This is a genomic window from Candidatus Nitrosocosmicus agrestis, assembly GCF_008389435.1.
Lineage (GTDB): Archaea > Thermoproteota > Nitrososphaeria > Nitrososphaerales > Nitrososphaeraceae > Nitrosocosmicus > Nitrosocosmicus agrestis.
In genome coordinates this window covers 32,685-53,332 of record NZ_VUYS01000005.1, presented here as the reverse complement: position 1 = coordinate 53,332, position 20,648 = coordinate 32,685, and the positions used below count along the sequence as shown (strand labels likewise).

At 31.8% G+C, this 20,648-nt stretch carries 23 protein-coding genes, 1 tRNA gene and 1 pseudogene; 21 read left to right on the top strand and 4 right to left on the bottom strand.

The window, feature by feature from the left end:
• Positions 1 to 691 precede the first annotated feature (691 nt).
• The gene (locus F1Z66_RS04175; RefSeq protein WP_149862356.1) at positions 692 to 1,084 is read right to left on the bottom strand and encodes a methionine-R-sulfoxide reductase; all 393 of its coding nucleotides are present in this window, start codon (positions 1,082 to 1,084) and stop codon (positions 692 to 694) included.
• An 815-nt stretch (positions 1,085 to 1,899) separates the two neighbouring features.
• Between F1Z66_RS04175 and F1Z66_RS04170 the strand changes: the two genes are divergently transcribed.
• The 15 genes and pseudogenes from F1Z66_RS04170 (at position 1,900) to F1Z66_RS04105 (ending at position 13,160) form a co-directional block, all read left to right on the top strand.
• Positions 1,900 to 2,205, top strand: a complete 306-nt coding sequence (locus F1Z66_RS04170; protein ID WP_201448572.1) for an ArsR/SmtB family transcription factor — start codon at positions 1,900 to 1,902, stop codon at positions 2,203 to 2,205.
• Between the two features lie 209 nt (positions 2,206 to 2,414).
• The gene (locus tag F1Z66_RS15250) at positions 2,415 to 2,555 is read left to right on the top strand and encodes a hypothetical protein (protein WP_154670483.1); all 141 of its coding nucleotides are present in this window, start codon (positions 2,415 to 2,417) and stop codon (positions 2,553 to 2,555) included.
• A 220-nt stretch (positions 2,556 to 2,775) separates the two neighbouring features.
• Entirely contained in the window at positions 2,776 to 3,552 is a 777-nt protein-coding gene (locus tag F1Z66_RS04165; protein ID WP_149862354.1) for a cytochrome c biogenesis CcdA family protein, read from the top strand.
• Positions 3,553 to 3,574: 22 nt separating this feature from the next.
• Positions 3,575 to 4,789, top strand: a complete 1,215-nt coding sequence (locus F1Z66_RS04160) for a redoxin domain-containing protein (RefSeq protein ID WP_149862353.1) — start codon at positions 3,575 to 3,577, stop codon at positions 4,787 to 4,789.
• Positions 4,790 to 5,479: 690 nt separating this feature from the next.
• Complete coding sequence (locus F1Z66_RS04155) at positions 5,480 to 5,791, top strand: ferritin-like domain-containing protein (protein ID WP_149862352.1); 312 nt, start codon at positions 5,480 to 5,482, stop codon at positions 5,789 to 5,791.
• Positions 5,792 to 6,974: 1,183 nt separating this feature from the next.
• A complete protein-coding gene (locus F1Z66_RS04150; RefSeq protein WP_149862351.1) occupies positions 6,975 to 7,310 on the top strand; it encodes a winged helix-turn-helix transcriptional regulator in 336 nt (111 codons plus the stop codon).
• Positions 7,311 to 7,577: 267 nt separating this feature from the next.
• On the top strand, positions 7,578 to 7,823 hold the full coding sequence (locus F1Z66_RS04145) for a hypothetical protein (protein ID WP_159357463.1): 246 nt from the start codon (positions 7,578 to 7,580) through the stop codon (positions 7,821 to 7,823).
• A gap of 84 nt (positions 7,824 to 7,907) precedes the next feature.
• Positions 7,908 to 8,171: a hypothetical protein gene (locus tag F1Z66_RS04140; protein ID WP_149862349.1), complete on the top strand. Its 264-nt coding sequence runs from the start codon at positions 7,908 to 7,910 to the stop codon at positions 8,169 to 8,171.
• A gap of 300 nt (positions 8,172 to 8,471) precedes the next feature.
• On the top strand, positions 8,472 to 8,621 hold the full coding sequence (locus tag F1Z66_RS04135; protein WP_159357462.1) for a hypothetical protein: 150 nt from the start codon (positions 8,472 to 8,474) through the stop codon (positions 8,619 to 8,621).
• A 476-nt stretch (positions 8,622 to 9,097) separates the two neighbouring features.
• Positions 9,098 to 9,229, top strand: a complete 132-nt coding sequence (locus F1Z66_RS16385) for a cupredoxin domain-containing protein (protein WP_149862347.1) — start codon at positions 9,098 to 9,100, stop codon at positions 9,227 to 9,229.
• Between the two features lie 125 nt (positions 9,230 to 9,354).
• Positions 9,355 to 10,533, top strand: coding sequence for a hypothetical protein (locus F1Z66_RS04125; RefSeq protein ID WP_149862346.1), 1,179 nt, complete (start codon positions 9,355 to 9,357; stop codon positions 10,531 to 10,533).
• 360 nt (positions 10,534 to 10,893) lie between these two features.
• The gene (locus F1Z66_RS04120; RefSeq protein ID WP_149862345.1) at positions 10,894 to 11,181 is read left to right on the top strand and encodes a hypothetical protein; all 288 of its coding nucleotides are present in this window, start codon (positions 10,894 to 10,896) and stop codon (positions 11,179 to 11,181) included.
• A 420-nt stretch (positions 11,182 to 11,601) separates the two neighbouring features.
• Positions 11,602 to 11,898: pseudogene (locus F1Z66_RS04115) on the top strand (alpha/beta hydrolase); the annotation flags it as partial.
• 51 nt (positions 11,899 to 11,949) lie between these two features.
• Complete coding sequence (locus F1Z66_RS04110) at positions 11,950 to 12,231, top strand: hypothetical protein (protein ID WP_149862343.1); 282 nt, start codon at positions 11,950 to 11,952, stop codon at positions 12,229 to 12,231.
• Between the two features lie 191 nt (positions 12,232 to 12,422).
• Positions 12,423 to 13,160, top strand: coding sequence for a VIT1/CCC1 transporter family protein (locus F1Z66_RS04105; RefSeq protein WP_201448571.1), 738 nt, complete (start codon positions 12,423 to 12,425; stop codon positions 13,158 to 13,160).
• A 32-nt stretch (positions 13,161 to 13,192) separates the two neighbouring features.
• Here the strand turns inward: F1Z66_RS04105 and F1Z66_RS04100 are convergent, their stop codons facing one another.
• Positions 13,193 to 15,331, bottom strand: coding sequence for a DEAD/DEAH box helicase (locus F1Z66_RS04100; protein ID WP_149862342.1), 2,139 nt, complete (start codon positions 15,329 to 15,331; stop codon positions 13,193 to 13,195).
• Positions 15,332 to 15,706: 375 nt separating this feature from the next.
• Here F1Z66_RS04100 and F1Z66_RS04095 point away from each other — a divergent pair, with 375 nt between their 5' ends.
• The 4 genes from F1Z66_RS04095 to F1Z66_RS04080 all read left to right on the top strand — a co-directional run bounded on the left by F1Z66_RS04095 (position 15,707) and on the right by F1Z66_RS04080 (position 18,777).
• Positions 15,707 to 16,543 carry a metal ABC transporter substrate-binding protein gene (locus F1Z66_RS04095; protein WP_159357459.1) on the top strand — a complete coding sequence of 279 codons (837 nt, stop codon included), beginning with the start codon at positions 15,707 to 15,709 and terminating at the stop codon, positions 16,541 to 16,543.
• Positions 16,544 to 16,577: 34 nt separating this feature from the next.
• Complete coding sequence (locus tag F1Z66_RS04090; RefSeq protein ID WP_149862340.1) at positions 16,578 to 17,423, top strand: metal ABC transporter permease; 846 nt, start codon at positions 16,578 to 16,580, stop codon at positions 17,421 to 17,423.
• Positions 17,424 to 17,737: 314 nt separating this feature from the next.
• Positions 17,738 to 18,013 carry a hypothetical protein gene (locus F1Z66_RS04085; protein WP_149862339.1) on the top strand — a complete coding sequence of 92 codons (276 nt, stop codon included), beginning with the start codon at positions 17,738 to 17,740 and terminating at the stop codon, positions 18,011 to 18,013.
• Between the two features lie 380 nt (positions 18,014 to 18,393).
• Positions 18,394 to 18,777, top strand: a complete 384-nt coding sequence (locus tag F1Z66_RS04080) for a CopG family ribbon-helix-helix protein (RefSeq protein ID WP_149862338.1) — start codon at positions 18,394 to 18,396, stop codon at positions 18,775 to 18,777.
• 15 nt (positions 18,778 to 18,792) lie between these two features.
• On the opposite strand, the gene F1Z66_RS04075 is transcribed toward F1Z66_RS04080, so the two are convergent.
• Positions 18,793 to 18,866 (bottom strand) — tRNA-Thr (locus F1Z66_RS04075).
• Positions 18,867 to 18,981: 115 nt separating this feature from the next.
• On the opposite strand from F1Z66_RS04075, the gene F1Z66_RS04070 reads away from it, so the two are divergent.
• On the top strand, positions 18,982 to 19,242 hold the full coding sequence (locus tag F1Z66_RS04070; protein ID WP_195907472.1) for a hypothetical protein: 261 nt from the start codon (positions 18,982 to 18,984) through the stop codon (positions 19,240 to 19,242).
• A 53-nt stretch (positions 19,243 to 19,295) separates the two neighbouring features.
• Positions 19,296 to 19,523, top strand: coding sequence for an LSM domain-containing protein (locus F1Z66_RS04065; RefSeq protein WP_149862336.1), 228 nt, complete (start codon positions 19,296 to 19,298; stop codon positions 19,521 to 19,523).
• Positions 19,524 to 19,588: 65 nt separating this feature from the next.
• Here the strand turns inward: F1Z66_RS04065 and F1Z66_RS04060 are convergent, their stop codons facing one another.
• On the bottom strand, positions 19,589 to 20,590 hold the full coding sequence (locus tag F1Z66_RS04060; RefSeq protein WP_149862335.1) for a hypothetical protein: 1,002 nt from the start codon (positions 20,588 to 20,590) through the stop codon (positions 19,589 to 19,591).
• Positions 20,591 to 20,648 lie beyond the last annotated feature (58 nt).

Sequence of the window (20,648 nt, the reverse complement as noted above, 5' to 3'; positions counted from 1 at the left end):
TTATTGAATAAACCTTACGCTGGTTAGTGGGTTGACTAAGGAACAAGACAAATAAATAATACATACATATTGAATCGAACCTCTAGTGTACATGATTTTTATACTTCAAATCAGTAGTAAACCAAAAATGAGAAGGTAACTTACTTATAACAAGTTTTTATGACGAATAACATAGTTAGTGTGAATTACATCACATTTCCTTCTTATTATGAATACCTATCGGGTTTTAATTTTCTAGTTTTTTGCAGAGAGGTCATTGGAGTACTATTAAATATTATCAGATTACCTTGATTATTATTCAATTTTTTGGTCATCAAGAATATTGTTGAGATTTAGATTTACCTGTTGAAGATTAAAAAGTGATCATACTCGTTCAAATTCACATAATATATATAATGTTCCTTTACTAAGAAATAAAATAATACTTTGTAAACATGATAAATAATAGTATCTATCTAATTGTATTATTTTGAATAAGTCATCTCCTTATTTGTTGTCTCATTTGATAAAAAAATCTGACATTCATCCCTTGAGATTTTCCTCCAACACACAAAAACAAACTTACTATTGACTAAGTAGTACCAAATAATGTATTCATATGAAAAGAAAAGGAATATTTTAATATGATATATTTATTAAATTATCCTAGCCTCGACATAGATTAAATCTAGATATTTTCCAGAATTATTTATTATCCTACCTGAATTATTTTTGGCAACTCTTTCCCTTTTGGAATAAAGTATATCGATAGTGAATTGACGCACTCCCTGGTGTTTTTATCTGTTAAACGTTCTCCCCGGAATTCATGTCCTAAATGCCCCCCACAGTTATTACATTGTATTTCTGTTCTTACACCATCAAGATCAGGTATACGTTTTAATGCATTTTCAAAGCTTGCATCAAAGCTTGGCCACCCGCATCCAGCATCAAATTTGCTCTTAGATGAAAACAGTGGATTATTACACCTTCGGCAAATAAAAGTTCCATCATCATAAAAATTGTCATATTTACCAAGAAATGGCCTTTCCGTCTCCTTTTCCAGAATGACCCTTTCTTCCTCTCGTGTAAGTTTATTGTATTCCATACTTTCTACCTTCCCAATTCAAGGATTTAAGACTCACTAGTATATCATTTGTTCTCTTCTCAGGGATAATAATTCAAAACCATTTTTACATTCCAATTACTCAAATGGTTTAATCTAATGGTAGTTACTGGTATCTTATTAAGCAATTTGAGACTCTCATATCTAGTTTTTATACCCCAGAAAATGTACTTCCATCAATCATAAATCAGCATCTTTTACAGAAGCAGGTAAATAGCACTCCAGTATATCATCTGGCCCCACTGTCTGATTTATAACCATAAAATTTGGAGGTGGAGGAGGAGATGGTATAACACGGTTAATTTGATATTATACATCGACGAGGGTTGCAATAACAACAATAAAGCTATATACAATTGCAAACGTCTCCAGTCTAGATATAGCCACAAATACGTTAATGAAACAGCATTGACTTTCATATAAACTAGGATTCCGTTATGGTATTCATCAATGTAGATAACATATCATCTAACTGTTATAATTTCGTTCCATGTGCAAATGCTCAAAGAAATCTCGTATGATCGCTATTAATCGTGTTGTTAAGCATGCATAATATGAATTTTCCATAATATCAATAATAAAGTATAAGAATAAAGACATCACCAAAGATCAACATTACAGTGTGATATTTGACTCTTAATGATCACAACAATCCTATTGCTCATGGCATCTTGATCAATTCAATTTATCAACACCTTTAAGATTTACACCGAGTTAAATTTACGATTTCAACAAGTTAATTTGAATTAAATTTATTAAAGTTGGATAATTATGATATTTAAAAAGCAAGATGAATAATGGTTGATCCTAACGCTAAAAGATTATTTTGGTTTTTATTTGCAGGGTCAAGGGGAGGAACCAAAAGAATTTCAATTATAGAGCTATTAATTCAACAACCATATAACATCAACCAATTGGCCGAAATTATTCATATCGACTATAAAGCAGTAGCACATCATATCCATGTATTAGAGAAGAATAACTTGATCACAAAAACCGGAGAGAAATATGGAATACTATATTTTATTTCTAGTTATCTGGAGGCCAACATGAATGCATTTCAAGACGTAAAAAACCAGATAGTCAAAAAAAGTAAAAAATAAGATACGGAAGAGATTTGGAAATAAATAAATAAATACACTAGTCGCAGTTACACTTGATTTAACTAATGGATATATGGATGGGAATTAATGCTTTTATCAATGTCATTAACTTGGGGTTATTAAGTACATTAATAGTCCTTTTCATAAAAATATACCGGAGTAGTAGAGCGAATTTCACACTTGGTTTAATATTTTTTAGCGGTTTATTAATGATTAACAGCATCATATCTGTTTATTCTTATGTTACTATGTCCATGCTATTTTCAGATATACTTACTCCATACCTTCTTGCCATTTCTTTGGCAGAGATGGCTGGAATAGGCATATTTTTGAAAATCACTCTTGAATAGATAGAATATTTTGATTTCATTGTTTTGAACACAGTTTCTTAAACACCAATATTAGTTATGGGAAAAATAGATCTATTGATTTGGAAGAGATTTGGAAGAGATTTGGAAATAACTATTAATATTTTTTTTAGTTACCAGTTATATGAATAAAATTTCAATAATCTTAATATTAATTATTACTATGAGACTAAATTTTACTAGCAGGGGTTGGAAAGTTTAGATGGAACTTGAAATACCTATTTTTCTTTCTGCTTTGGCAGGACTAGGATCCTTTTTGTCACCTTGTATATTACCCATTATTCCAGGGTTCTTATCATATCTCTCAAGTTCGTCGATCAAAGAGGCAAGTAGAGAACGAGACGAAGGTAATGATCAAAGTCATCCTAATAGTTCGGTGATTCTAATAACAAGAAAAGTCAAGATTAACATTTTCATAAATACTATCTATTTTGTACTAGGATTTTCACTGATATTTGCTGTGCTAGGAGTAATTTTAAACGGTGTCCTTGCCACTTCGATTGGAAATAGTTTTCAACAATCTTTGTCATATATTGGAGGAACTGTAATTGTTGCATTTGGAGTATATCTAATCCTATCGCTAAAAATTGGTCAGCTCAATATTGAAAAAAAGTTCACTAAATTACCTAAATTTAAGACGAGTTACATAACTTCCTTTGTATTTGGAGTAGCATTTGCAGCGGGATGGACTCCATGTGTAGGGCCAATTTTGGGGAGCACATTTGCATTAGCGGTCACGAATCCTGGTACAGCATATAACTTGTTATTGGCCTATTCGTTGGGACTTGGAATTCCATTCCTCATTACGGGTGCATTTTTTTCTCAAGCTACTAGCTTGATAAAAAAAATGACAAAATATCTAAAGTATTTCAATCTCGCAATGGGAGCTATCTTAATAATATTAGGAATATTAATATTCTTTAATCAATTGACACTACTTATCAGTATCCCATTCTTGGGACAATTAATCAATATCTAATAGAAAGAGATGTAGAAGCATCATGAATAAGGATAATATCAGTGCATTAGTAACTGCATTGGCAGTAATTTCATTGATCATAGGTTTTGGTATTTATTTTAATTTTTATGGTAATGCATCTCATAGTTATTTACAACAACAGCAGTTGGAAAAATCAGTTGATCAATCTATAACTAAAAAGGGGGATATACTGACGGTATCTTTAAATAAAACAGCTTTTGTTTCGATTGATAAGAGTGGATTCTTGAAGGCACCCGATTTGACGGGTATTGACTATTATATCAATACAATGAATAATCAGCCAATTAAACTGTCAGATTTGAAAGGAAAAGTGGTATTACTAGATTTTTGGACCTATACTTGTATAAATTGCATAAGAACAATTCCGTATCTTAACGATTGGTATGCTCGATACGCTGATCAGGGATTTGTAATAGTTGGAGTTCACTCGCCTGAATTTGATTTTGAAAAAGATCCAAAGAATGTTCAAAATGCAGTAAACAAATTCGATATAAGCTATCCTGTAGTACTTGACAGTGAACACAAAACGTGGGATGCTTTTAACAATAATTATTGGCCAAGACATTATCTAATAGATACCCAAGGATACATCCGGGATGATCACATAGGAGAAGGAGGGTATAATGAAACCGAGAAAACAATTCAAACCCTACTAGCCGAAAAAGCTACCTTGGAAGGCAAGACAGAAATTTCATTCAACCTTAGTAAATCAAATTTAGAAAATGTAACTGCAAATAGCTTAACATACGTGGATCCTAATCAAAGAATTTCACCAGAAATATATCTTGGATACTCTTCCGCAAGATCATCTCTTGGTAACACAGAAGGTTTCCACCCTGATCAACAAGTAGACTACAAAATAAAACTAAATAATACACAGATTCAACCCAATTTAGTTTATTTAAATGGCACCTGGAAGAATAATGCGGATAATATAGAACTGGTTAGTAACGCTGGAAAAATAATATTAACTTATTATGCGAAATCAATCAACGTTGTAGCCTCTGGCAAAGGGCAGCAAATAAAGATCTCTGAAGATAATAAATTTGCAAATAATACATCCAACAATGCCATCGATATAGACAAAGAAGCGAAAGTTATCGTGGATAATCAAAGATTATATAATATAGGATTGTACGACGATTATGAACCGAGATCAATAGTTATGGATATAAAAGGAAAAGGGCTTCAAATTTACACATTTACATTTGGATGATGACGCAAAGTATTTTACATCACTTTAAAATTTTTTGTTATCCTCTAGTAGAATGTAATCAAAATAAATACAAAATATTCAGAAAAAGTTGTCTACCCTCCGATAACCATAAAAATATAGTAGATGTTTGCTAACATAATTTTATGTCTTCTGGGCAATACTTGTAGAAATCTCATTCATTTTATTAACTATAAGCGACATTGGATGAATTAATCTGTTGGCTATCAAGAAATACCTGCTTTGTCAGATCATCATAAAAAATAACCTTGTAGATATTGATTAATGGATAAGATTTTATCATAGATACATTCATAGGGTATATTAGATTTTCAAGTTTAGTTCTGTTAATTAATAATATTAAAGTCAGAATATGTACCAATCTGAAGGAGTTCTATCGGTAGCAGAATGATTGGAAATGATCCATTTGATCCGAATAATCTGTTTCAAGAGACTATATTCTCTCATTTGGCATCCAAAAATTTAAATCATTTTCTTGGAAGAATTAATTTGTACTAATTTTATATTAATTGGTACTAATTATATTAATATTTGGTTAACTTGTACTAATATTTTTATAAAAAATCATACAGAATTATAAAATTTATATAAAAGAAATACGCACTATATTTGATAAGTTATGGGTAAAAGTCTAAAGAAATAGCTGGACCTGGTATTGAAGGTACAGTACAAATGCTAAAAAAAGCATATGGAGCCAAATTATCTGCGTTTCATTATTTTTGGTATGTATCACAGAATATTGAAGGGTTAGGAGTATTGGAAGCAGAATTTTTTGAAGAACGAGCCAAAGAAGAGCTTGGTCATGCAAAAAAAGTGGCATTCAGATTAATGCAATTGGAAACTCAACCGACGGATGGCCCAGCACAATGGGAGCAAGATAGCGGCTTGGGTAAACTCCAACCCTCAAGGTATTTGACGCTGAGAAGCGCATTGGAAAAAGCGCTCGAGTTTGAGAGAGAAGTAATCAAACACCATAATGATTAGCCAATAGTGTTAATGGCAAGGACCACGGTACTTATCATCTTGCACTAGAACTTTTAGACGCAGAGTTAGAAGATGAACAAAATATTGAAGATATTCTAGCAAAGCTAGAAATCCGATAACAATTTTTTTTATTTTGTCTATAATATTCTTTTGTAGTCCATTATTAAGTAAAAAATAAAAAATAAAAAATATACTCTTGGCCGAATATTACAAAATATTACATTTTTTTATAAAGTCTCAATCATGAAAATCAAGAATAGGATTAAATAAAATGATCTATCTCTATTTTAAAAAGTTCTAAAAAGTTTTTAACTTTAAAAAGTAGAAGAGGCTACATTCATGGCATAAATTCATATCCAAATTGTGTGCGTGTAATACAAAATCATGAGTAGGTCATCCGTATCTAAAATGATGCCTTTGTTGCTTAATACTTAATACTTAATAGTGCATTAGGGTAAAGTAAGGTTTTAGAAGTTATGATTTAACAAAAAATGATAACATCCGATATGCCTGAAACTATGTTGATAGAAGAGATCTAAAAAAAAGGATTGTTCCTGCGAAAGTGATTGATTTATTTATGCTCAGTCGACATATTTTATGTTGACTAATATTTCATAAAGCAATTCAGGTTATTGGAATTATTAATCTAAAACATGCACCATTAATTCTATACTCTCAAAATTATAAAGTCTAGACGATTTGTGAATGTTATAACAATAAATCTTTTTAGATTTCATTCATACAGAACATTTACACTTCAGTTTGCTATTTTACTGCCACATTTGGAATGTATCAGACCAGTATCAGCTACAGTAGTAATTCACAGATATATCAGAGTAAACAGGTCTAATTCTTTTTTTATGAACCACGAAGTATTGTAATAGATTAACTTTATCTAAATAACCGATAATAACATTAATTCTTTAAATAAGTAGTACCAAGTAAATACAATAAAGTAATTTGATTCATTGATTACTACCTGGTCTTTAAAATGGTATTTAGGCAACACAAGTTTCTAGACATCAAATTCCATTACACCAATAACAATTAGTATCAAATAGATCCATATATGGTGCTTTCTTATTGCCAAGATGATACTCAGACTAAATTAGCGATAAGTGAAATACCCATCATACAATATTTTAATACAGGACCATGGATATTATTATCATAAAGATTTCTCATGAAAGAAGACCAATGTGAAGTAGCAGATATTTGGGAAATACTAGGAAAAAGATGGTCCCTTCATATATTGAAGAATTTAAGCACTAACGGTACTGTCAGATTCAACGAGTTAAAAAGATTGATTCCTGAAATAAGTAGTACGGTATTATCTCAAAGATTATTAGAGCTTGAACGAGAAGGTCTTGTATCAAAGAAAATTTACCCAGAGATTCCAATTAGAGTTGAATATAGTTTAACGAATAGGACCAAGGAATTGGAGTCTATTTTACATCAATTAAACAATTGGATTAATAAATGGAAAATGTTAGAAAAGAAAAGAATTATGGCAAAATAACATAATCATAATTGATGTTTCATACTTTATACTAGTAAAAAAACAAATGAATTAATAAATTTCGAGGTTGATTGGAGCCTTGATAACTAAGCCACTAAAGTTTGTTACCAACTTAATATATAATGTAATAATAAACAATCATGTCTTTTTCATTATAAATAGATTGATATAGTATAAATTACAATAAAGGCGTAACTTATATTTTCATTAAGATTTATTCATAAATTTAATTAGCTGAAAAATTTGATACCAGATGCTGACAAAATCATGCATAAGCACATAGTAACGGTTTTTTGTGCACTTGTATTTATTTTGTTTTCTTCTTTATACACTTTCAATATTCAATTCTCTTACGGCGCATACGCGAAAGCGCCTTTATCGCCTAATGGGCCTACCATAAACGATGTTAGAATCATAGTTGAAAAGGTAACAAAGGGGTTAGATTTCCATCCAAGTATGTCTTTTGTGGGAGAGAACGATATACTAGCTACTGAAAAAATACTGGTAGAGTAGTTAGAGTAATAGATGGTCAAGTACAAGAAAAACCATTACTAGATGTACCTGTGGCCAACAGTATTGAACGAGGCTTGTTAGGATTTGCCGTTTAAGCATCTAAATGGAAAAACATATGCATTCTTGTCATGTACTGAATCAGGTAACGGAGAAGATGGAAGTGATACTGATGATCAGATTGACCCGCGGGGTAATCGACTCTATAGATATGAGTATGTAAATGGTCAACTAATAAATCCACTTTTATTGCTAGATTTGACGGCTACTCCCATAAATTCAAAAGGGAAGCATAATGGTGGAAAGGTTTTGGTTGGTCTAGATAACAATATACATTTTAGGATAGATTAAGTGGGTAGATATCGAACCCAGGCTCAAAATATACTCGATGGACCTCCTCCTAGCTGCTTAGGGAGAGTATTACTCATAACTCAATACGGATGAATTGTTGATTCTGATAAATCTATTTTTGGAGAGGAGTTGCCATTGAACATTTACTATGCAATGGGCATCCGCAACAGTTTTGAAATGGACTTTGATCCAGTAACTGGTAATCTGTGAGATACTGAAAATGGTCCTACCATCGCTGATGAAATTAACCTTATTCCATCAAGTTTTAATGGTGGTTGGTCGCAAGTTCAAGGATATATAATGCAGAGTTTGCTTGGTCGTGGCATATCATCTGAGGATGAATTAGTATGCTTTGGAAATGCGAAATACTATAATCCGAAATTTGTTTGGGTTACCATAATTGGTCCAACTGTTCTTATATTTCTAAATTCAGACAAACTTGGAAAGTAATATGCAAATAATATGTTCGCAGGAGATATAAACAATGGTTTATTGTACTGCTTTACTTTAAATGAGCCACGTGATAACATATTGATAAACCAATCTTACCAAAGAGATACCAAAGTATTGGCGGATAATCAAGTAGATGATACTAGGGAGAATTAGGCACTAATTTTTGGCCAAGGATTGGATAGAATACTGATCTTCAAGTGGGACCCGATGGATACCTCTACGTACTAAGCTATACGGGCACACTATATAGAGTAGTACCATTGGTTGAAAGCGATACGTCTAAAAACCAACAGAGTATACCTGAAGAGAAGAATCACAGCCAAAAGAGTCTATTCCCGTTATTAGTTCTGGAATCAAGGGCAGTGAATCATATTTACCTGATCCAGTGAGAATAGAAGTAGGTCAAACAATAACTTGGTATAATGGTGACACAGCATCTCACACGATGATATAGGGTCAAGATAACGATCCGGATGAAGGCTCTATATTTGATTCTGATGCAATCATTGCAACAAAAATATAGTATTACGTTTGATAGCCCTGGAAATTACAAATACTATTGCATATATCATCCATCGATGATAGGAGAGATAATTGTAGAATAAGCCGAATTTATTTATCAATTTAATGTTATTAGATAATAATTCATGGACAACTTGATTTGGTGTAATCTCTAATATAAAAATGGATAAATTTATCATATATATATAATAAAAAAATAACCATATACATGAAATCTTGTCTATCGCTGATTTCAAAATTGTTGCTTGTTACAATCACAATTTATGCTTTTTTTTCTTTGATATCGGTTTATGAGTTCAGCGATGTATATAGCACAATCATTAATCAATCCTCAACAAAGTCATTAAATCCAACCATTCTAATTAACACTACAAAAGTATCAAACTGTATTCCTAATTACATGAGTAATGACCATGATAATATCCAAGATTCATTATTATCAACTCAAAATCCAAAGTCAGATGAAAACAAAGGAATTTGCAAAATATTGAGAGTATCGGACTCGATTAATTGTACTGAATATACAGGCAATAATTCAGAAATACCCTGTGAATTAAACGATGATGAAAATAATCAGAATGAGCTAAGTCCTGATAATTTTGGCGATAACGGCTACTTATTGGCTGATACAAAATTTAACCAACAGTATTCATTTGAACTAAATGATCCAATTAATGACAATAATAAATTTAGAGTAACCATGGACTTCAATAAGCATACACAGAGTGAGAATAATAAAATCAATTCTCCACGTATAGAAATAGTGAGAGAAGATTCTGAAGGAAATCCAGATATGACTGCAGCAAAGAATCAGGAAATAATATGGCATGGCAATATTCATGAATATTTTAAGGAACCAAAAGGCAAATTTGAGAATGAAACCTATATTTCACTACAATTTAATACTGGTCATCACGGGAGTCATGATGATGATCAAGAAAGAGGTTTTGGGGTACTATTTGATGTCTCTGGAGATAGCAATCCAAATCTCTTAGAATATAGAGATAACGGCAAATATGTAAAATATGATTACGATAGTATGAAGCAATTAGCCGGAAACAATTTTATTTTCCATCAATTGAATAGTGAAGGAAAACCCCAGTTCATAAACAATCTGACAAACAAAGATGATGTGGAGTTAAAAGTAAAAACATTCTTAACTGATCTTAATACTAGGACTGTTGAGACTTTTATTGATAATGGATTTGGCAATGAAGTACCTTATTGGACATTGAATAATCTTTCAAAACTAAAAGAACAAGATGGAATTAATGATGAAAATGGTTTTATGCAGACAATAAATCAAGGATCTGGATATGTTCTAGTGCGCACAGATAACATTGATACTAGGCCCGCTTCCTTTAAATCATTATCATTTGATTTATAGAAAGAACAATTATAATGAGAATTTTTAAAATCATTATTAGAAGTTACACGGTAACTATATCAAATTAACCAATTTTCTACTAGTAGATAGTTTAAGTATTATTTAACTAGTCTTTCTGCCCAAAATTCAAATATAAAAATTATAAGATAACCTTTTATCATAGTAAATAAATGATATCTTAAAACTTCCCAAGTCAAAAATATCATCTTTTGAGATGAGGAAGGTTATTACATTGCCCTACCTCATCTCCTAAAAAACGATAATTTGTAAGACAGTAGAGAAATAGCATATTTTCTATGTTTGGTAAACAAAAGCACTATTAATCAATAATTTTATTTAGGATTGAGATTAATTTAGATAATGAGCGAGTCTACAAAATTTAACTATTCAATTATCAGGGAAAATTCAATTAACAATTTCATTAAAGACCTCTTGGAAGATAGAATTGAGTTCGATTACTCAAAGAGTATAAAGGATGATAAGAACGAGGTTTTTAACGCTGCGAAGGACTTGAAAGAAAATATAATTCCATATTTATCCGTTGAAAAAGATTATGCCAATAAGGAATATCACAAACTACAAGAGAACATTTTTTCGTGTTATTTAACTTTAAAGATTTTAGGAGTGATCCGTCCAAAATCCGTCTGATTTTATTTTACTTGTTCTAAAATTTCGGGTTCTTAATAAGGATGAGATTACAAGCAAGTGGATAAACTTACCTTAAAGTATCTTTTGACTACTTGGTTATATAGATATGACAACTAATTAAGAGTTGAAAAGGAAACCAAAGTTTTTTTGGAAAAATTGTAAAATTATTCTGGCACTGCCATTTACAAGTTATCTTCAGACAAAGTTCAAGAGTTTCTCTCTAACATTCATCCGGGACGCCACAAAACCATTAGCTAAAATAAAAGATATCATTATTTCAATTGTTCTTGTAACAGAATCTCAATAAAGATTATCAGACCTATGGATAGTAAAGACAAGATATTTCCCGTTGTTATACACCCACACAGTGGTGGTTGGGTATTGGGTGGAATGGATACCAAATAGAGCCTAGCAAGAGAATTAGCAAATTCAGTTAAGGAGCAAAAGGTGTTTATCAATCATAGTAGACCTCCAAAAGCTAAATATCGAATTGCTTTAAAAGAAATATATGAAACTTCAACATGGGTTTCAGAAAATTTACACTCGTACAACATGGATGTCGATAGAATAGCAGTAGATGGGGACAGTGTTGGCTGTAATATAGCTGCGGCTGTTACTATGTTGGTAAAGACACGGGATGGACCCAAAATTTTGTTTCAGGTACTTTTTTATCAGTTCCAAATAGAAATCTCGAAACTGGGTCATATCATGTTCTAAGAGGGCCACTTTTTGACTAGAAGAGCAATAAAATGGGTTTGGCACAATTAGATGCCGAGCAAAACAGATCTTAACAAGCCAACGATATGTTCAATAATTGTCCCAAGAGATCAGTTGAATGACTTGTCGCCTATACTCATAATTACTTGCAAATTTGATATAATAAGAGAAAGGGTAGAAAAGACGCTCACAAACCTAGAGTCAGAAATAGTCGTTACTGTTTTAACTAATCATTGGACAATTCATGACTTCGTCATGCTAAATGTAGTAGCAGAAACACCTGCCGCAAGAGAAGAAATTGCACAAGCTTCAAGGCAATTAAGAAAAACTTAATAATAATAAATAATTAGGTAATTGTTCAATTTAACAAAAAAAGTCCTATTGTTGATTGTTAATTTTACTTACCGCAAGTTATCTCAACTAGAAATAACTATCCACTCCAATTATGATGATTCATGATAAAATATTCACAGTAAAAAAAAGTCGAACCTTAAATATCAAGTATAGCCTATGAACAAAATACATTGAACCGAATTTCAGATCGTCATGTCGAGCCCCATATCAAAGAAAGTAGTTACATTAGAGATGTAGTATTTGGTTTTGGAGACGGTGTTAATACATCATTGGGAATAGTAGCAGGAATCGGAGGAGCTACGATTGGGGTGGATATAGTCATTTTGGCTGCAATTATAGGAATGTTTACTGGGGCAAAGGCAATGGCAGTACAAAATTATCTTGCAGTCAAATCACAAAAAGAGATCTTAGAGTCAGAGATTGAGAGAGAAGAGTACGAAATTGAAAATAAACCAGAAGACGAAAGAAAAGAGATCGAACAAATCTATAAAGCAAAAGGATTTGAAGGAGATGAATTGAAACTGGTTGTAGACAGGATTACTTCCGATAAGAAAATATGGTTAAAGACTATGTTGACTGAAGAACTGGGACTTAATTTAGAAATCATAGGCAATCCAATCAAAGGAGCTATTGTTATGTTTGTATCTTTTCTGATAGGTGGAGTTTTACCAATACTACCGTATTTTATAGTCAAAATAGGTTTTATTAATAATTTTGTGGCGTTGATGATTGCCATTTCTATCAGTCTTGCTTCATCTTTTATAATTGGTGCAATCAAAGGCAGGTTAGCAAAAAAAAGTTGGATCAAAGGTGGCTTGGAGATGTCATTACTTGGTACTGGTATTGCATTATTAGGATATGGAATAGGTTCAGAAATGAATAACCTAGGGGTGGTTAATTTTGAATAATTTTGTACGATTCAACTTGATTCATAAACAAATTAAGTAAATTTTTTTTTCAATTTTTTAGCTAATTTTGGTCCGATTTTTGGGATCAAAGCTAGTTTAGTTTCTGAAATTGTAATCAAGTCATTGGGTAAGTGAATGCCGGTAGAATAAAGAGATCGTGCTCTCGCTCTACCTATATCTTTAATTTGTACCAGGGGAACTAGTTCTGCTTTTACCCCATGTTTAATTCGAGATTCAAGCGAAAAAATAATAGGTAATAAATCATTTCTTTTTTGCAATTTTGCAATTTCAAAAATAGAAGAGATCAGCCATTGAGCAACTTCAACCATCCTATGTATATCACCTGGTTCAATTCCAATTCTTTCATTTATTCTTTTTTCAGTGGATTCATCAATCCACTCATATAAGGTCCATAAACTGCGAGAGCAATCCATTATGTCTATATCTGTGAAAAATTCATCATAGTTATTATAAAACAAATAGTTGAATTCTTCGATATCTTGTTTTCTAAAGGAAAATTTTGGATAAAAGTCTGAGCAGCTTGTAATCACTTGAAGAAAACCAAGAACATTATTTGTACTTAATGATCTTGGCTTTATATTAGTAATAATTTCCCGAAAGCTCACAGCGGTCTCCGGATTTAGATACAAATTTGAAACTAATTTCCCAAAGGCAGTAGTACGATAAGAACTATCTTTTATTGATACCAAATCTTCGTCCATAAAATAATCCAATGCAGAATCAATTTTATCAAACAAAGAAGTATTGTTCTTATCTTGAAATGAATAAAAAGTTTTTGAAAACAAGTCATAGATATCATCCAAACTAATTCCGTTGAATGAAGCAATCAGACCAAGTAGATGTAACTTTATAGATACTGCATTTCCAAGGTTCGAATTTAAAGGTTCAGGAATCCCCAGTATATAATGTTCATATAATTCCTCATGGCTAGTCCTCGAATCCGATAAAATTATGGATTCTCCATGAGTATCATATTTTGGTCTTCCTGCCCGTCCACAAAGTTGTTTATATTCAAGAATACTTATTGGAACTGAAGCACCATACATAAAATCATATCGAGTAACATTTGTGATTATTACTCTACGTGCGGGAAGATTTACACCTGCAGCGAGTGTAGGTGTAGCAAATAAGGATTTAATTAATCCTTTCTTAAAAGCATCCTCCACTATGCCTCTACTGTGAAGGCTTAAACCAGCATGATGAAATCCTATACCAGAAGAAATTAGTTTTGATAGATTTTTGGTCAGATCAGTATCATCTCCTTCTTCCAAGATTTGTTTGGAGACGTTAAGTGCATTTTTTCTTTCATCTGGAGATAATATCGTATAGGCAAGATCCGAAACTTTTTTGGCAAGTGATACTGCACGCTTTCTCGTTTCAACAAATACAAGACTCTGAACATTATTTTGCAAGGAATCCATTATCAGATCGGTGGTCATTGAAGTAGTATCTCTACCTGATTCAGTAACATTATACCTTGTATTATTATTGCAATGTATTATACCCTCTGAATAGACTCCTTCTATTAATTTTGTCGGTCTCCAAGAGCTTTCTATCAATTTTGAATTTAACCATTCTGCAATTTCTACTGCATTAGTTATTGTAGCACTGAGACCAAGGATTTGTGATGAGGGATAATATTTTTTTATTTTAGTTAATACCATCTCTAAAACTGGCCCTCGATCTTGATCACCTATAAGGTGTATTTCATCTGAAATAAATAATCCTACGTTTGAAAGCCACGAAGCACTATGCCTCATTATTGAATCAATTTTTTCGTTAGTCATAATAATCACATCAGAAGAACTTAGATCCGCATTTGATGTGTTGAAATCTCCAGTGCTAATTTTTACTTTAATTTTTTTGGAAAATATGCCGGATTTATCGATAGAGGTAAATTCTTGATATTTTTCATAGGCTAAAGCTCTTAAAGGTGTAAGATAAACAACTTTTTTATTTTTTTCCAGAGTTTTAATTGCAGCTAGTATGGCAATTAGTGTTTTCCCGCTTGCAGTAGGAGTAGTAATTAACAAGTTAGTATGATCCAATAAACCACGTTCTATGGCTAACTGTTGTGGTGGATAAAGAGTGTCATAACCAAGAAATGAAAGATAAGCATAGACCTTATCATTGCTTGACTTTAACAGCATAGATTATTTACTATATAGAAATATTATTACATATTAAAATTTTTACAATACATAGTGAAATGCAAGTACATCATTGATTTAAAAATGATTGAATAAATATGAAACAAAAAATTTCTTTTCCTTTCTGAACCCAAAGTTCTTTAAATATCACTAGTAAAACATTCATTGGTTAGTGTTTTTATTACTTTATTCGTACAAAATTAATAAAAATTAATAAGAAAGCTTTATATCTTTAATAATTCTATTCGTATTATGTTAAATAGTTGTAGAGAGAGAAATACTATTTGTTTAATCTTTTTTATTTTAACCTCATTTTTAGTGTTTTCCCCTAATGCCTGGGCATCTACCAAATATTCACAAGAGAACCCAAATTCCATGAATAAATCTAAGACGATAGAAAGGATTTCTTCAAACGATACTAATTTAAGGATTTACACATCATTTTATCCACTATATGATTTCGTAAAGAAAATAGGAAAAGACAAGGTAGATGTTTCAACAATAGTCCCTATGAGTGTAGAGCCACATGATTTTGATCCAACACCAAAACAGATAATCGATTTGCAGCAGGCGGATTTAGTATTCATAAATGGAGCTGGTTTCGAGAAATGGATTAGCAAGATAACAAACCCAAATATAGTAGATTTAAGCAAGAAAATCAGTATCGAAAAGATAGGAACGAATTCAAATCCCCATATTTGGTTAGATCCATTACTTGTAAAAACTATGGCAAGTATAATATTCAATAACCTCGTTACGTTGGATCCCAAGAATGTAGCATACTATCAAGCTAATTTGAAGGAATTTGATAGCAAACTTGAAGAGCTTAATTCGAATATTATTAATAATTTGACCATTTGTCCATCGAAAGATTTCATTGCATTTCACGATGCATTTGGGTATTTTTCAAAAAGATATGGATTAATTCAACATGCTATCAATGGCTTATCTCCAGAGCTAGATATGAATCCTCAAAGGATTTCTCAGACAATAGAATTGGCAGAAAAGTTGGGAATTACGACTATTTTTTCGGAAGACAATATTGACCCAAGGCTTGCACAAACCGTATCGGAAGAAATAGGGGGACAAGTACTGATCCTAAGTCCAATAGAAATGATATCTCAAAAGGAACTAGATTTAAAAAAAGATTACTTTTCCAAGATGTACGATAACTTGAATAGTTTGAAAGTTGCACTCGGATGTAAAGAATAGATCAATATACATTATGGAGAATTGCTGAGCAACGATGTTTGAAGTTTTTGAATATGAATTTATGCAGCGTGCAATTATTTCAGGAATAGCAATTTCCATTAGTTGTACGTTAATCGGCTTATTCTTGATATTGAAGCGTTTTTCCTTGTTTGGCGATGCAATGTCTCATGTAGCTTTCGGAGGTATAGCTTTAGGGTTATTTCTCAAATCCAATCCTATTTGGGTATCATTGGTTGTTTCAATAATTGGAGGTTTGTCTATCATTAAACTAAATTCTAGTAAAAGAGTCTATGCTGACTCGTCGATATCTGTTTTACTTTCTTTAGGATTAGCTATGGGGTTGGTACTAATTAGCTTATCTGGAGGGTTCTCCATCGACATTACAAGTTATCTATTTGGTAGTATACTATTAGTAAACAACACCGAGACTTTAACCACCATAATTCTCAGCATAGTTGTTGTAGCTTTTGTAACTGCTTTCTACAAGAAATTAGTATATCTAGTATTTAACGAGGAGCAGGCGTTAGTGAATGGGATCAATACAGCTATACTAAATATTCTATTAATTACCTTAGCCACAATTGCAATAGTAATATCAATCCGCTTGATTGGGGTTTTGATGGTCTCATCTCTATTAATCATTCCCAATGTTTCATCATTACTTCTGGGATACGGATTTAGAAAGACCATATTAATCTCCATTTGTTTTTCATTATTATCGGTAATATTAGGAACAATATTAGCATACGAATGGAATATTACCCCTAGTGGAATGATAGTAATTATGGCTGCAGGAATATTTTTCGGGGTAAATTTAATTAAATTAATAAAATCGAGATTGGACAAAAATCCAGTAAAAAAAGTAGCAAGTTCTAGATGACGAATTCATATAGGTAATCCAGATATTATTATTTCTCTGATAAATTAGGATTAAAAGCGACGTTTATCTTTATTACCATCTGCCTCTTTTGTATTATCCATCATCATAGCCTCTTTTATTTATCAGGCTTTAGCAAGGAAGAATAACAGTATTTCACAAATAAATGATCAATTTGGGATCAGGCAAGTTTATCTAACTGAATTAGAGGCAAGAGAATATATATTAACATATGCAATCCTAAGAATGATTCAGAAGTAACCTTTACTTTTAGTGCTCACTAATCAAACAGGATGAATACTCTGGGAAAATAAAAGATGACAAGATTTGAATTAATGTTGACATATCAAACGGAACAGAAATTGAAGAAACTTGAAATTACAGGATATGTGAAAATAGATCCAAGAATCAATAGTCGTAAAGGAATTGTAACTGACATTGATTGGATTTTCAGGACTGATAAATATGATGAGAAACCGCCATGTTATGGGTTGTCATTTTATGGAGGACTTTACCCTGACGTTTCTGTATATGGAAAAATCAAATCGGGTTTACCTGAGAGTATACAAAAGAAAAAGCTGTACTTAAGGTAACTGATTCTATAATGAATAGATGGATTGGTTGGAAAGTTGTTATTTACAATAGTTACAATGGCTCCGCCATTAAGTTTGAGTCATATTTGGACAACTCAAGTTCTAAACTCTGGGACAAGGTTTTTGATATCAAATACGATGAAGGATGATTTGTAAGTAGCCCAAAGTATTTTATAACTCGAATTGTGACAGGCCAATGATCATATGGTTTTGAATTCCAGACCTAATGTTACATTTGGTGTGGACAATGTAGCATTGAATTTTAAGGATTTGAGTATTAGAGAAATTGAACCTCGAGTAAGTTGATTTGAGCCACATATTTCATTTAGTAATAAAAATTGAGAAAACAAATATTACGAATTATTGAGAAATAATAAACATTGCCAATAATAAGCATCTCCCTGAATGAAAATATAATCCAAGAATTGGATAAACTGCAAAAGTTTTTGGGCTTTTCTGGCAGATCGGAGATAGTAAGAGCAAGTGTAAGAAATTTACTTTTAGAAGAGAAAAGGATTGATGAATTATCGGGAGTTTTACACTCAGTTTTATTAGTAATACATGATGAAAAATCTGATCAAGAAATCAGTGAAATTCGTCATGGATTTGATAAAATAATTAATACCCATATTCACAATAAAATCGATAAAGATAGATGTCTTGAGATTTTTGTTCTTTATGGCGATGCAAGAGAAATTAAGAATATAACGAAAAAATTTCAGGTTAATAGAAAAATGGATCAAGTTAGATTGGTAGTAACATGATATTTAAGACTTTTAAGCCATAGGCGGGATTTGAACCCACGACCTAAGGTTTACGAAACCTTCGCTCTTCCAGGCTGAGCTACTATGGCACCCTAAGTGGAATTATGTAATAATTTTCTGCGTTGCATGTATGAAAAAGTTAAATAATAATATATTTTTTTTTATGCTGTGTCTTTGTGCAATATACATACGGCTTTCTTTGATTTGAAATGTAATGATTGCAAGGAAGAATATAGGAATTTGAAAGGAGTTAACCTAGATAAAGAAAAGTTAGAAACAGAGGGTAATCCAAGTAATAACTTTAAAGAATTTACAGAGGAAAGGGCAAAGAAACTTTATGAAGAAGTTTTCTTGCAGTATTTAAAGAAAGGCAATATGTCTGAAGAAGAGTCGATAGAGCGTTCAAAGAAGGTTGTAAGAAAACAATGCTTATTACGCAACATTGAGCCATGGTCATGGGTTTGACGCATTCTGTACCCTAAGTTAAACCTAAATATCAAAAAAAATATTTAAGATTATTGTCATCACCAAATAATCAATCAAATATCCTACAAGGGAGTTTAAATAAAGACATACTTCTTAAACTTAAAGGGAAGAGAACAATAAAAGGAAAGTTGAAAAGTTTTGATCAATATATGAATCTCACATTAGATAATGCTTCTGAAGTTTTTGAAGAAAACAAAATTCAAGAGTTAGGAGAAATTTTTATCAAGGGTGAGAATATTGTCATCATAGCAACAGATTGATTAATTTTGAGAAATATTTGTTTTATCATCACAAAGTAAAACGAGAAAATTATTTGAAAGTAAATTTATTTAAAGCTGTTTCTATCTTTTGCGCATTCAATAATTTCTGAATCAGATAGATAGTTGTCTGTGCTAAAGGCTCTATCAAAACAATCCGAAATTTCTTTTGAATGCTTGTTATCAGTTTTGCCATCACTATTTTTGTCATTATTTACAATTTTTTCACTTAATGCATAACTGTTAATGCTACTTTGAGAAAAGCTGTTTCTATCTTTTGCGCATTCAATAATTTCTGAATCAGATAGATAGTTGTCTGTGCTAAAGGCTCTATCAAAACAATCCGAAATTTCTTTTGAATGCTTATTCTTTCCATCTAAGGCATCTTTTAATTCATTGTGATTTGAAGTAGGCAATGTATTTTTATTGATTGTAGTGTATGAAGATTGGAAAGAATACGGACTAGATATTGGTTGGTTAATGTTTTGCTGTCTATAAATCGACAAGGTTGAAGGGTTATCCTGAGCTGGAGATTTAATAAAGGTTGAAGGGTTATCCTGAGCTGGAGATTTAATAAAGGTTGAAGGGTTATCCTGAGCTGGAGATTTTAAGTTATTAATGTTGTTATTGCTAATTGAAGGAGTCGAACCAGGGGTGAATGTAGTCATATCCTTGTCGTGTGACACACTACTCGTTGTCTGAAATTCGTGATAAAATGGATTATTCTTGCTCAAATTATAAGGATTGCTGTTAGAGGATATGGATGTGGTACTGTCGGGGGACTTGTTAGAGGATATGGATGTGGTACTGTCGGGGGACTTGTTAGAGGATATGGATGTGGTACTGTCGGGGGACTTGTTAGAGGATATGGATGTGGTACTGTCGGGGGACGTAGAGTTGATTTTATTTATATTATCTGTACAATCAGAATTTATACCAATAAGAGCACTAGTCATCATACTAGTTATACAGTCGGTAGTTTGAGCAATAAGTGAATTATCTGGAACTAAACTAATTTGACCAAACGAAGAGTTTAAATTTGAACCGAAAATAGTTGTAAACGATATCAATAAAAGTATCACTAAAATGCAGTTAGTTTTGATTGCTATGTGCACATAAAAATTAAAC